13 protein-coding genes are annotated in these 12,649 nt (G+C 39.5%); 3 read left to right on the forward strand and 10 right to left on the reverse strand.

Annotated elements, in window-relative coordinates; translation table 11 throughout:
- Window positions 1-48: 48 nt before the first annotated feature.
- Window positions 49-720, forward strand: coding sequence for a sterol desaturase family protein (locus PIECOFPK_RS02515; protein ID WP_330974780.1), 672 nt, complete (start codon window positions 49-51; stop codon window positions 718-720).
- A gap of 56 nt (window positions 721-776) precedes the next feature.
- Here PIECOFPK_RS02515 and PIECOFPK_RS02520 read toward each other — a convergent pair whose 3' ends face one another.
- The 3 genes from PIECOFPK_RS02520 to PIECOFPK_RS02530 form a co-directional block, all read right to left on the reverse strand.
- Complete coding sequence (locus PIECOFPK_RS02520; protein ID WP_409966443.1) at window positions 777-1,562, reverse strand: TIGR02757 family protein; 786 nt, start codon at window positions 1,560-1,562, stop codon at window positions 777-779.
- Entirely contained in the window at window positions 1,555-2,826 is a 1,272-nt protein-coding gene (locus PIECOFPK_RS02525; RefSeq protein WP_330974782.1) for a Fic family protein, read from the reverse strand. The genes PIECOFPK_RS02520 and PIECOFPK_RS02525 overlap by 8 nt, the downstream gene beginning before the upstream one ends.
- Window positions 2,827-2,948: 122 nt before the next feature.
- On the reverse strand, window positions 2,949-4,088 hold the full coding sequence (locus tag PIECOFPK_RS02530; RefSeq protein WP_330974783.1) for a cystathionine gamma-synthase: 1,140 nt from the start codon (window positions 4,086-4,088) through the stop codon (window positions 2,949-2,951).
- 564 nt (window positions 4,089-4,652) lie between these two features.
- On the opposite strand from PIECOFPK_RS02530, the gene PIECOFPK_RS02535 reads away from it, so the two are divergent.
- Window positions 4,653-5,108 carry a hypothetical protein gene (locus PIECOFPK_RS02535; protein ID WP_409966444.1) on the forward strand — a complete coding sequence of 152 codons (456 nt, stop codon included), beginning with the start codon at window positions 4,653-4,655 and terminating at the stop codon, window positions 5,106-5,108.
- Window positions 5,109-5,255: 147 nt separating this feature from the next.
- Here the strand turns inward: PIECOFPK_RS02535 and PIECOFPK_RS02540 are convergent, their stop codons facing one another.
- From PIECOFPK_RS02540 to PIECOFPK_RS02560, 5 genes are read right to left on the reverse strand one after another with little or no spacing between them, the layout of a single operon-like run.
- Window positions 5,256-5,927 carry a DUF2911 domain-containing protein gene (locus PIECOFPK_RS02540; RefSeq protein WP_330974785.1) on the reverse strand — a complete coding sequence of 224 codons (672 nt, stop codon included), beginning with the start codon at window positions 5,925-5,927 and terminating at the stop codon, window positions 5,256-5,258.
- A gap of 47 nt (window positions 5,928-5,974) precedes the next feature.
- Window positions 5,975-6,568, reverse strand: a complete 594-nt coding sequence (locus tag PIECOFPK_RS02545; protein ID WP_330974786.1) for an ACP phosphodiesterase — start codon at window positions 6,566-6,568, stop codon at window positions 5,975-5,977.
- Window positions 6,569-6,571: 3 nt separating this feature from the next.
- Complete coding sequence (locus PIECOFPK_RS02550; protein WP_330974787.1) at window positions 6,572-7,507, reverse strand: alpha/beta hydrolase; 936 nt, start codon at window positions 7,505-7,507, stop codon at window positions 6,572-6,574.
- 37 nt (window positions 7,508-7,544) lie between these two features.
- Window positions 7,545-8,198: an SdpI family protein gene (locus PIECOFPK_RS02555; RefSeq protein WP_330974788.1), complete on the reverse strand. Its 654-nt coding sequence runs from the start codon at window positions 8,196-8,198 to the stop codon at window positions 7,545-7,547.
- A gap of 11 nt (window positions 8,199-8,209) precedes the next feature.
- Entirely contained in the window at window positions 8,210-8,503 is a 294-nt protein-coding gene (locus tag PIECOFPK_RS02560; RefSeq protein ID WP_330974789.1) for an autorepressor SdpR family transcription factor, read from the reverse strand.
- 130 nt (window positions 8,504-8,633) lie between these two features.
- On the opposite strand from PIECOFPK_RS02560, the gene PIECOFPK_RS02565 reads away from it, so the two are divergent.
- Window positions 8,634-9,608 carry a deoxyhypusine synthase family protein gene (locus PIECOFPK_RS02565; protein ID WP_330974790.1) on the forward strand — a complete coding sequence of 325 codons (975 nt, stop codon included), beginning with the start codon at window positions 8,634-8,636 and terminating at the stop codon, window positions 9,606-9,608.
- Window positions 9,609-9,821: 213 nt separating this feature from the next.
- Here PIECOFPK_RS02565 and PIECOFPK_RS02570 read toward each other — a convergent pair whose 3' ends face one another.
- Window positions 9,822-11,354, reverse strand: a complete 1,533-nt coding sequence (locus PIECOFPK_RS02570; protein ID WP_409966445.1) for a M28 family peptidase — start codon at window positions 11,352-11,354, stop codon at window positions 9,822-9,824.
- A gap of 74 nt (window positions 11,355-11,428) precedes the next feature.
- Entirely contained in the window at window positions 11,429-12,550 is a 1,122-nt protein-coding gene (locus tag PIECOFPK_RS02575; RefSeq protein ID WP_409966446.1) for a formimidoylglutamase, read from the reverse strand.
- Window positions 12,551-12,649 lie beyond the last annotated feature (99 nt).

The raw sequence follows: 12,649 nt of genomic DNA on the forward strand, positions 1-12,649 counted from the left end.
TTTCTTAAACCTAAACAGAGTAGACAAGTTTTACTATATTTTTGTGCTATGAAATTTGATAAGATTCATAACAAAGGGCAGGCCCGACTTTTTAAGAATGACTATCTGGAAATGCTTACCAAAACCCACCCGCTGGTGATTTGGGGCATGTATATTCCGGTGATTACATATATGCTATACTACAGTGCTACGCATTTACACTTTTCAACCGGATTCGTATTTTTAATCTTCTTCTGTGGCATGTTTTTCTGGTCTTTTTTTGAATACCTAGCCCACAGATTTATTTTCCACTGGGTGAGTGATAATCCTACTATTCAGAAAATCTCTTATGTGCTGCACGGTAATCACCATCATTATCCGCGCGATAGGCAGCGTTTATTTATGCCTCCGGTTCCCAGCATCATCATTGCATCGGTTTTGTTCAGCATATTTTACCTGATCATGCGCCAGCATGCTTTCATGTTCTTCCCCGGGTTTATCCTCGGTTATCTGATGTACGGAACCATGCACTATGCCATTCATGCCTGGAACCCGCCGTTTAAATGGATGAAAGGTTTGTGGCGTAACCACCACTTGCATCACTACAAAGACGAAAGCAAGGGCTTTGGGGTGAGCAGTACATTATGGGACCATGTGTTTGGAACCATGTTTGATTTGAAAAAAGAAAAAGAAGATAAGGAAAAGGTAAAAGAGTTGATGTTTGAGAAAAAAAGAAAATAAACAACATTACACATTTTTCTTTTCATATATAAAATACTGAAGGACGATACTACCCTTCAGTATTTTTCTATTACGCCCAATCCAAATAAAGCAAAATCGTACTTTACAGGATCTTTTGCATCGAGTTGTTTTAAATTTCTCGTCAGCTCTACTGCAGCCTGCCAATCATTAGGAATACGTTGCAATAGCTGAAAGTGCTTAGCTACTCTTTCCACATGCACATCTAAAGGACACACCAGCTGAGAAGGTTGTATGTTTTTCCAAATACCAAAATCGACACCCTTTTTATTGCTACGTACCATCCATCTTAAAAACATATTCAATCTCTTGCATGCCGATTTTTTAGCAGGCGAAGCAATATGTTTTACCGTGCGTCGAGGGAAGTCGGGAAAAAGTTTTTCATTAAAGAAAGAATAGTGAAAGCCGGTAAGCGCCTGCTCTACATTTTCATCGTCCTTTTGCATGAACGCAGTGAATGCCGTTTCAAGAGTAGCTGCCCCGCGATCTCTGTAATGCCATCTCAAAAAATCGAAAAAATGAAAAAGGTCTGTAGCATTAAAGGTACGATGCGCAAAATTTACAAAAGGACGTAAATCACTTTCTTCAAAGTTCATGATAAAATCATAGGGCGCATGATCCATCCCATGAAGCAACCGATCGCAAGAGTTGATAATACTCTTACGATTTCCCCAGGCTAAAATGGCAGCAAAGAATCCGGCAATTTCGATATCCTGCTTTTTCGTAAATCGATGCGGTATACAAATAGGGTCGTCTTTTATGAAACCGGCCTGTTCGTATTGGGCAGCCTTTTTATCCAAAAACTCCTTGAGTCCGCTATCCATTGTTTTGCATCAGTTGTTCGTACTGATCGCCTTTGACGAAGGCGTAAGTTTTTTTGTTGATATGATAATACTTAATCCAGCCTTTGTTTACCAGCGCAATCAAATCGGTACGAGCTGTTTCTTTGGAAATACCGTATACCGAACGCAGTTCACGAATAGTAACAACTTTTTCGGCATCTTCTTTCAGCCATTGTATTACGGCGGTTTGACGTTCATTATAACCCGGCAGCTTGACGGCAGCACTTTCCGACTTTTCTTTAGTGATGCGTTGTACAAGATCCTTCAATGAACGCAAGGCCATTTGAAGCGACTGAATATAAAAATGGATAAAATATCCAATATTGTTTCCATCGGTCTGCGACTGTACAATCGCTTTATGATATTGGGTGCGCAACTTGGATATTACATTGGACACTGATAAAAACTCAGCAACCCAATAGCCTTTTTTCAGCAGATACATTTGTGCCAGAATGCGCCCCATTCGTCCGTTGCCGTCTTTGAATGGACGAATACTCAGGATGAGGTAATGAAGAATGCCAGCTTTTACCAATGGATGAATAAAAAAGGGTGTTTGATCATTATTATACAACTCAAATACAACAGACATGAGTTGATTCAGCTGGGCTGCTTGTGGTGGTTTGTATCCGGCTGCCCCATCAATCAAGCTTTCATCTACCTTATTATTGGTACGATAGCGTCCAATACCTTTCTGCTTAATGGTGTCCTTAGTAAGTGTTTGATGTATCTGAAGCAACAACGCTTCTGTGAGCACTTCGTCCTTTTGTGAAAAAGCAAACTGTAAAGTACGATAAATATTTACACAGACTTGTTCTTCGGTATTTTGAGGAGGACGTTTTTTCAACAGCATTTCCTTAGCCATTTTTTTAGAAACGGAAATGCCGGCCAGCAATGCAGAGGTAATGCTTTCTTCGAGTAAGGCGTGAGTTTTGTGCCGATGGGTTTGCTTGTTTTCTAACAATACATCCATCCCTCGCCCTCCAGCCAGATCAATATCCATGCGATGTAGCTGAGCCTCCAAAGCATTGCTAAGCCACCAAGAAATATGCTGATTGTGATAATATAGTTTTCGAGTATAGCCCTGTTCTCTCTCTTTCACCACTTGTTGCCAAATCTCCTCTCTGTTTCCAGAAAGGGGCAACTGCATATCCTTGAACTTATCCCAATGAACGTAATTATTATTTAAGTTTTGAATAAACAAACGTAATGGATCTTCTATCGTTGATCTATGATTCTCTCCTTCCATTATTGATAAATATGGGCAAATAAATGCAAAATTAGCTGGTTTGCTTCACTTTTAGAGCAGCAAAGCCCTGTAATAATGCGGTGCATTATTTATAATAACAAGCATCCTCTTTTATAACGATCTTACCCGATAGCTTGCTGCAGATCGGCAATTAAATCTTCAGCATCTTCGATACCAATGCTCAAACGCATGAGCGAATCGCTTAAGCCGTTGGCGAGTCTTTCTTCGCGGGGAACAGAAGCGTGCGTCATGGAGGCAGGATGGTTGATTAAAGACTCGACTCCACCCAAACTTTCTGCTAGGGCTATAATTTTGGTTCCCTTTAAAACTTTCAAGGCCGCTTCGATGGAGGCGTCTTTTAATTCAAAGCTCATCATTCCACCGAAATCACGCATCTGCTTTCTGGCTATTTGATATCCGGGACTATCTTCAAATCCGCACCAATACACATTTTTTACTTTGGGATGAGCTTTTAAAAATTGTGCTACTTTTCTTCCGTTTTCGCAATGCCGCTGCATGCGTACGTGTAGCGTTTTGATACCCCTTAATACCAAAAAGCAATCGAAGGGTCCGGGTACCGCTCCGGAGCTTTTTTGAATATAATATAATTTATCGCGCAGCTCTTGGCTGTTCATCATCAGCGCACCCATAATCACATCACTATGGCCACCCAGATATTTTGTGGCAGAATGCATAACAATATCAGCTCCTAAATCCAATGGGTTCTGCAAATAGGGCGAAGCAAATGTATTATCCACAACGAGCAATGCCCCGGCTTTTTGAGAAAGAGCAGCCATCGCTTCGATATCGGTAATTTTCATTAGTGGGTTGGTGGGCGTCTCCACCCATAACATTCGGGTGTTGGGAGTTAGGGCTTTTTCCACATTAGCCACATCCGTTGTATCAACATAAATAAACTTAATACCAAAATCGGCCCAGAGCGTAGCAAACAATCGGTATGTGCCTCCGTACATATCTTTTGCAGCAATCACTTCATCTCCCGGTTTCAACAGTCGCAATACAGCATCGGTAGCAGCTACCCCACTACTAAAAGCCAAACCATATTTACCATTTTCCAATTCGGCAAAAGCTTTTTCCAATGCCGTACGCGTTGGATTTCCGGCACGGGAATAATCATATCCTTTGTGTTCATTAGGGGCACTCTGCACAAATGTGGAAGACTGAAATATGGGAGTCATAATAGCTCCGGTAGAGGGATCTGGCTCTACCCCGGCATGAATGATTTTAGTATCGCGATTCATCTCATTATTCTTTTAAGAACATTGAAGGTAGTAAAAATAGCAACCCGAATAACCTCTACAAAAATGTTAATTGATTACATTCTCAAAATTTTTTCGGTTTTAACGTGTAACATTTGAGCCTTCTCTCACGTATAAGAAATGTCAATGAGCATAAATGGTTTTGTGAAGAGCTCTTATAACCGTGCATCCAAAAATCAAAATCATAATAAAAAATCTGATTTTGTTTTGTTGCCGTTTAAAAAACAATAAAACCGTTCGTTGAGAAAAAACAACGAATTCTTATTCTTTAAAATTGTTTAACAAAGCTCAGCATACCGCTGGTCCTCATTTCGCTTGTATATAGGTAACTGCCGGCTTTACCTTTACAATGAACAAGGAGCGCTCTTTGATTATACAAGCACACATCGGTGATGATAAAAATATCTTTTCACGGTCGAAAAAACGTCGTTCACCGAGTATTTACAGGGGTTTTACCAGTAAACACTTGACTGAAGGAGCCTTGCTGAAGTATGTTTGTGTTACAATAAACAAAAAACAATTAAACAACCTTTAAACTTTTAAGAGATGAAAGCCTTAATTCTGTCTGCTGTATTATTTGTTAGCGTTGCTGCCAACGCTGCTTCCATAAATCTTCCCGACAACGAAAAAGTGGTGAAAACGTTTAATGAGCTTTTTAAAGGAGCTAGTAATGTTACATGGAACAACGTAGGAAAACAGTATGAAGCATTTTTCACGCTGGCGTCTATTAAAACCCGGGTTACTATTGATCAAAAAGGAAGACTGGTGCAGACCATTCGTTATTACGGGGAAAGCGAATTGCCAGCAAACATCCTTTATAATGTTAAAAATCAATATTTAGGAAAAGAAATTTTTGGTGTAACAGAAATATCCAATAAATTTGGGACTCAATACCAAATTGTATTAAAGGATAACAGTCATTATATCCATCTCAATGCTAATAGCAAAGGGGATCTAGAACTTGCCGGAAAATACAAAAGAGGGGATTCCACCAAAAAATAGCCTAGAATAGACACTTTTTGTCTTTCATAAGACAAATATGAACTTTTTTTTCTCATGTAAAACTATACGGAGGGGGTATTCTTATCTCCTCCCTTTTTGTTTTTACATAAGAAATGTCTTACTCTTTTAAAAGTGTTAAAGCCTGTTCTAAAATTTAATAGGAAGCTTGGCTACAACATCATCCCATGCAATTATCAGGTTCGCTCCATAATCGGCTTTTTCAAAAACCATAGTAAAATATTCCAGTTGCGGATTGTAGTAAGTAACCGGTACCTGCACTCTCACTAAATCTTTGGCTTCGTTTTGCTTTAATCCCCACATGTCCAGCTCTTCGTTTACCACAATTGTCCAATAGCCTGCTTTGGGAATAGCATATAATGTATAACGACCGGGGGCTAGTTTTTTATCTCCGATAGTAACCGGTTGAAATATATCGAGTTCTGTAGCTTCGTTGGCACCCAAACGCCAATTTTCACCGAACTTTATTATATCTTCAAAAAGATTACGCCCCTGCAAATGAGGACGACTATATATTACCCTCATCACGGGTAGGGAATCTCCGGAACCTGCCATTTTTAATTGCGGAAATTTATGCGGATAATAACTCATATCCATTGGAGAAAGGTCTACTTCTGCATAAATTCCTGGTTCTTCTTCTGTTTGTTGTAGCGGTTGGGGCCGCTGAGGTGTTAAGTTAGCAATACTATCATTCTTCACCTGTTGTTCCGCATCCATATTTTCAGCGGCAGTCTTACTATTTTCCTTACAACCGGAAACGAGTATCCATAAAAACAAAACAGCAACCGAAAGACTCTTCATCTTAAAGATTTTACAAATGTTTCTTGCTAATAAATATTATTAATTCTTTATTGCTGCAATAACGTTTCAAAAGTATAGCGGGCAAAGGGTTTCATGTCCTGCCACAACGCATCAAAACATTCCTTCAAGAAGTCGTAATGCAGCTCGAAAATTTCCACAGCCTGCGAACTGTCATGCAAATATGCGGCTCTTTTTACTAAGCCACCAAAACTTTGATAAATTCCTTCTCTTGTTCTGTAACTATACAGCCAGTTCTGGCTACGCATATAGAAAAACATGCGCCGGAAAGCTTCGGGCATAACAGCTTCTTGTTTTTCTAAAAGATGATACGTTGTTTGGGAAAACTCGAACAGCGAGTCTTTGGTAAAGGTTGCGGTGTCTAAAGCAAGAAAATGATCGTTTACTACATCAATAAACGCTCCGCTATATAAACGATAGGCTTTTTTAAAAACAGTTTTAGCCTCTTTAGTTGCAGCATGAATATCGGCAAATGCATCGATGGCTCTATGCAATACAATCCCTTTATGAACAGATTGGGGATAATTATATTGTTGTTTGCCCTTTACAAAATCGCTGATCATATTCCCCAGTAAAATCTGTTCATGGTTGAAGGATAAATATGCATGTGCCAAATAGTTCATATATTATTTCTTAATGAATGTTACTATATCTGCAACCAATTGCTGGGGAATGGGCAAATCGGGGCTACTGTAGGACGCGGCTTGTGCTATTCTGTTTCCTGTTGCTTTTTTTAAAACATGATTCATTTCTTCGATCATTGATAAAGACGATTGTTTATTGCAAGTATGAAGAGCTTCTCCTTCGCTTTGCTGCACCTGCAAATCAGTTGTTCCTTGAATAATTAGCACGGGGATGGTCAATTTACCGATTTCTTCGCAAGGATTATACTTCATCCATGAAATGAGATATGGCTGTACACTAGGTCTAAATAGTATATTCAACTCAGGAGAAATGTTTGCTACAGTTTGTCCATTTTTCAATTGTGGTAGAATAGAATCGGCAGCGGATGCTAATGCTGGCGCTTGTTGTTTCAACTGCCAACTGAGAATTTCATCAATGGGTTTGGAAGGGCCGGCAATGGAAATATATTTATCAGCTTTTACTCGTTGCGCGGCTACCATAGCAATCAGAGAGCCTTCGCTATGACCGGCTAAAACGATCTGCTTCACCCGGCTGTCCTTTCTTAACAATTGTGACCACTCTTCTAAATCTTTTATATAATCTTCGAAAACTATTTTGGATTCATCTGTAAAAGATTTAGCGCTTGCAGCAATACCGCGCTTATCAATTAACAATGTGGCTATATCGTATCTTGCCAGCGAATCGGCCAGCATACGATAACTATTGGCTTTTACACCCATTGGGTTATTTCCGTTTCTGTCGGTAGGTCCGGATCCTGGTTGAATGATGACTACATCGAATGAGTTGGTATTGGCAGGAACAATGAGACTTCCATATAAATCGCCAGAGGATGTGTGTAAAGTAAGAGAGTCTTCCTTGTATTGTGCAAATGCTACACTACATAGTATCAGTGAAAAGAATAATAAAAAGTTTTTCATAGTATGGTATTAAAAAGTGAATGTACTGTTTTTAAAACTACTTACCTGTTTTGTATAAATAAATAGAATATGCAATGGGCACAATAATAATCAACAGAAACACAATACCCATACCATACAAAGCTGGCTTTAGAGGGAGCACCAATGCCAGCAGTACAATCAATACGCCTCCTGCAAGCCATAGCGGAGCTGCTAAACGATGGGTTGCTTTCCAGTTATTTTCATCTTCAAGTGTGGTTGCAATTCGGATGCCTATAAAATAATTCGGCTTTATATTATACATATAGTTGCCCAAAATTGCAAACAATAATCCTACTCCTATAAAGATAAACTTTCCGGTTGAAAGTGTAGTACCATTGGAGGCGCTGTAAATAATTGCCGCTGCAAGTGCAGATAAAAATACAGCCATGATAACGGATAATTCTTTCATTTTTTTCAAACTATCGGCTGTATATTTCTTCTTAGGATCTATACGGTGGATATTTCTGATAAGTAGTGTAGTTAGTATGCTTACCACAACCATTATACCTACTATCGCAGCCAGTTCAGTTTTGCTGCCATATCTATCGGCATTTCCATTTATATCAAAATGGAGTGGTACGCGCTCAGGTAGTTCATTCCATATATTCATGAGATATATCAATGGTGCCATAAAAACTACCCATAAAAGCATTTTCAACAGTTGTTTCATATTGGTATGTTTTATTTCCGATTGTCTTTTAGTTGTATCAACCATTTTAGCATTTCGTCTATGACGGTCGTATTCAGAGAATACTCTACAAATTGCCCCTTCTTGACAGATACCACCAAATCGGCCTGCTTCAGTAATTCCAGGTGATGGGAAATGCTGGGTTTTGAAATACTGAAATGGTCGGCAATCTCTCCCGCAGTCATATCTCTTTTTCGCAGTAGTTCTAATATTTCCCTGCGAGTGGCGTCGTTCAGCGCTTTGAAAACAGTATTAATCGTCACTTCAACATTTATATATTTAGACAAATATCTAAATATTTTTTCACAAAACCAATCCTTTTTTGAGGTTTTATGTTTTGTGGTATAAACAGTACTTTTGTCATCCGCATTGTCTCACAGTTTTGTGATCTGAAGGCGAATAAAAAAAGTTTATATCATGAGTAAAGGACCTGTCTCTAATTTTATTCAGCATCATTACAGACATTTTAATGCTGCCGCATTGATGGATGCCGCCAAAGCTTATGAAGCACATTTGCTGGAGGGCGGAAAAATGATGGTGACACTTGCCGGAGCCATGAGTACAGCCGAATTAGGGTTATCGCTGGCAGAAATGATTCGGCAGGATAAGATACATATCATTTCCTGTACTGGTGCCAACTTGGAAGAAGACGTAATGAATCTGGTGGCACACAAGCACTATAAAAGAGTACCTAATTACAGAGATCTGACGCCGCAAGATGAATGGGACTTATTGGAAAATCATTATAATCGGGTTACCGATACTTGTATCCCTGAAGAAGAAGCATTCCGTCGTTTGCAGAGCCATCTGGTAAAACAATGGAAAGAAGCAGAAGCCAAGGGCGAACGGTATTTTCCACATGAGTATTTGTATAAGATTATCCTTAGTGGAGAGCTGGAGCAGTATTATGAAATTGATCCTAAAGACAGCTGGATCGTAGCTGCTGCAGAAAAAAACCTTCCTATTGTTTGTCCGGGATGGGAAGACAGTACAACAGGAAACATTTTTGCCAGCTATGTTATCAAAGGCGAACTCCAGGCCAGCACTGTTAAAACCGGTATCGAATATATGGTTTACTTGACAGAATGGTACCGCGCTAACAGCGGTGGCAAGGGTGTAGGCTTCTTCCAAATTGGAGGGGGCATTGCTGGAGACTTCCCCATATGTGTAGTACCCATGATGTATCAAGATCTGGGTTGGGAAGATGTTCCTTTCTGGAGTTATTTCTGTCAGATCAGCGACAGTACTACATCCTATGGCTCATACAGTGGTGCTGTTCCTAATGAAAAAATTACCTGGGGTAAACTGGATATTCACACTCCCAAGTTTATTGTAGAAAGCGATGCAACAATTGTTGCTCCGTTGATTTTCGCTTGGGTTTTGGGTTGGTAAAATTTGTGTTAGTATACTTTTTAAAACGGTTCCCAAATGTTTGGGAACCGTTTTTTTATTACATCTTTTGGTAAAAACTTTTTTATTGTAAGTAATATTTATTCACAGCGTTTAACTGTATCGTTATTGTTGAAATCTCTTCACTTTTTATATACGCACATAAAAGCCCGGGTGTAACCGGGCTTTTAATAATATGCTTTTTAAAAGGATTCGCTATTGATCTAACTTCAGATCGCGTTTCAGCAATTCATCCCTATTGGCCATATCCCAGGCTGTATAAAACACCAGCTGTGCTCTTTTAGCTAATAGTGGGAAGTTGATTTTATCCACGGTATCGGTAGGCTTGTGGTAATCAGCCTGCAACATGCCATCGTAGAAGAATAAAATAGGAACGCCTTTTCTGGCAAAATTGTAATGATCGCTTCTATAATAAATCCTATGTGGATCATTGGGATCGTCGAATTTATAATCCAGTACCAATTTGGTGTATTTATTATTCATCCCTTCCAAAATTGGCTGCAAATCGGTACTTAATTTATTATGACCAATTACGTATACATAGTTTAGTGTATCAGCGCTTAATCTTTCGGTATCGATACGTCCAATCATATCGATGTTCAGATTAGCGGTTGTTTTCTCAAGTGGATAAATGGGATTATCGGAATAATACTCTGAACCCCACAAACCTTTCTCCTCACCACACACCAGCATAAATGCTATACTACGACGAGGTCCTTTTCCGGCTTTTTTGGCTTTAGCAAAAGCTTCGGCCATTTTCATTACAGCAACAGTACCGGAACCATCATCATCTGCACCATAATAAATATTACCTTTTTCATCTGTTCCTACATGATCATAATGTGCGGTCACAAAGAGATATTCGTCTTTTTTGTCCGTACCTTCTACGATACCAATAACATTGCTTACGGTAGCTGTTACTTTTCCAGATTTGTATTCAATATTTACCTGGGCTTCTTCAATCATGGGATCTATTACCTGATTGCCAACAAGAGATTTTATTTGATTGATTGTGTAGCCCTTACGAGTCAATACGTTATCATTAATATAGAAGGCAGGGATGGCGCTATTTTCTTCTGATACGGCCTGCTCATTTTTGGGACGGTACATGTCCAGTATTTGTCGCGATGGCAGCATCTCGGATATAATTAGCACCGCAGCGGCCCCCTTCTTTTTGGCATTGGCAATCTTGTTAGAAATAAATACAGGAGATTGTCTGCGGGGTTTATTAGATCGAAACCCTTCGGGCTGACCGTTGAGAAATACAACTAATTTGCCTTTTACGTCCACATCTTTATAGTCATCGCGATTTTCATCTACAATTCCATATCCTACAAATACATATTCTGAGAAGCGTAGAGAAGCCTGTTGTGGCATACTAATCCAAGGAGCAAAGTCTACATAAGGCCTAAATGACGCCTCTCCCATTTCCAGCTTTAAATGTGTAGCACTGTCTTTTTCCAGAATAAAGGGTTGTCTGAAGCTACCCTTGTTGCCGGGTTTTAACCCGAAAGCCTTAAACTGTTGCTCAATGTATTGAGCTGCTTTTTCCAGTCCTGGAGAGGGCGTATCGCGTCCGCCCATTTCTTCACTGGCGATGATGGTAAGATGCTTTTGCAGATCTTTTTCGGTAATCGTTTTAGCAAAGGGAACTGGATCGGCTGTTTTTTGAGCCTGTACACTTAGGCCTACAAAACCTAATGTTATCAATAAGAATTGCTTAACCATATATTTAAAATTATAATGTAAATGTAGAAAAAACGCCCAACCAATTGTTACCGTTCATCAATAATTATAGCCCATTACCGCTGTTGCGCTCTAAACCAACGTTCAGGAATTTCATCTCTACTCGCCATTAAATAATCCTTATAACTGCAGGGTATATAGTTTTTGTTAGGAAGCTGCATCCACCATCTTCCTGTTTTCTTGCTTTGCAGAAAAGAGGTTTCAATTTCAGAAAATGCAATTTGAAACTCGTTGAAATTATCCAAGTCGCTGATATCGGCCTCTTTGCTTCGACGATGTCGCCCATCTATAATATACCATAACATGTGGGCAATTTGCATTGCGGTAAGTTCCTCCCTGTCCTGTTGCGGATTGTATCCATAAATACCGATAGACTGCATATTACTACTCATTCCGGCATACTGCATTAGCTTGCAGGCTTCTTCACCGTTAAAGCCATTGGGTGTAAGCAGGTTGGCTGGCGCATAAGCATTAGCAATCGCATTGATATCAAATGAAAAAATATTGCTGCTACGAATCGCCGGTTCTACTTCATCCATATCTTCCTTCACATGTCCTACCCGATAAAAATCAAATTTCAGTTTGTCCAGCGTTTGCAACATACCGGGATGAACCAGATAGCTTTGAAAACCGATATGGTTATAATGTTTCACATAGTTAGGCTCTGAGGTAAACATCTCCATCAAAAAATTATCATTTTTGAATGGAGACTCCATATCCAGATCAATTAAGGCATCAACACCTGTTACTTCTACCAGCTGTTCGGCGCTCTTACAGGCATTGTATTGCGAAAGGGTTAGATCGTGCGAGCCGCCCAATATAATCACTGTTTTACCCAGAGCAGTGAGATCGCTAATGACCATTTGTAGGGCCACAAGCGTATCGTTGTAAGAAGCTCCTTGTTGAATATTACCAATATCGACTAGTTTTATTTTTTCATGCCAATAAAACAACTGATAAAATTTTTTTCGGATCATATCTGGAGCCTGTGAAACCGAACCAATGATACCGCCTCCGCGTTGTTCTCCACAACCCACAATTATAAGTTCGGCTTGTTCCACATCGGGAAACGTTTCGGTATATATATTAATGGTATCTCCCAGCTGTCCGGGCTTGTAACGCTCATCGCCGGTAATTTCCAGTATGTTTACCGGTACTAAAAAATCCTGAATTGACATGTGTGCAAGATAGCTTTAATTTAAAATAAATAACGGATATTCTGTTGCACAACACATTACACTACCTTGCAGAAACAGAAGACACCGTTATATAAATCA

The sequence above is a fragment of the Chitinophagaceae bacterium C216 genome, from assembly GCA_028485475.2.
GTDB lineage: Bacteria > Bacteroidota > Bacteroidia > Chitinophagales > Chitinophagaceae > Niabella > Niabella composti.

Coding starts and splice junctions, on each gene's coding strand:
- PIECOFPK_RS02515 (WP_330974780.1), top strand. CDS start 49: ATGAAATTTGATAAGATTCATAACAAAGGGCAGGCCCGACTTTTTAAG.
- PIECOFPK_RS02520 (WP_409966443.1), bottom strand. CDS start 1,562: ATGGATAGCGGACTCAAGGAGTTTTTGGATAAAAAGGCTGCCCAATAC.
- PIECOFPK_RS02525 (WP_330974782.1), bottom strand. CDS start 2,826: ATGGAAGGAGAGAATCATAGATCAACGATAGAAGATCCATTACGTTTG.
- PIECOFPK_RS02530 (WP_330974783.1), bottom strand. CDS start 4,088: ATGAATCGCGATACTAAAATCATTCATGCCGGGGTAGAGCCAGATCCC.
- PIECOFPK_RS02535 (WP_409966444.1), top strand. CDS start 4,653: ATGAAAGCCTTAATTCTGTCTGCTGTATTATTTGTTAGCGTTGCTGCC.
- PIECOFPK_RS02540 (WP_330974785.1), bottom strand. CDS start 5,927: ATGAAGAGTCTTTCGGTTGCTGTTTTGTTTTTATGGATACTCGTTTCC.
- PIECOFPK_RS02545 (WP_330974786.1), bottom strand. CDS start 6,568: ATGAACTATTTGGCACATGCATATTTATCCTTCAACCATGAACAGATT.
- PIECOFPK_RS02550 (WP_330974787.1), bottom strand. CDS start 7,507: ATGAAAAACTTTTTATTATTCTTTTCACTGATACTATGTAGTGTAGCA.
- PIECOFPK_RS02555 (WP_330974788.1), bottom strand. CDS start 8,198: ATGAAACAACTGTTGAAAATGCTTTTATGGGTAGTTTTTATGGCACCA.
- PIECOFPK_RS02565 (WP_330974790.1), top strand. CDS start 8,634: ATGAGTAAAGGACCTGTCTCTAATTTTATTCAGCATCATTACAGACAT.
- PIECOFPK_RS02570 (WP_409966445.1), bottom strand. CDS start 11,354: ATGGTTAAGCAATTCTTATTGATAACATTAGGTTTTGTAGGCCTAAGT.
- PIECOFPK_RS02575 (WP_409966446.1), bottom strand. CDS start 12,550: ATGTCAATTCAGGATTTTTTAGTACCGGTAAACATACTGGAAATTACC.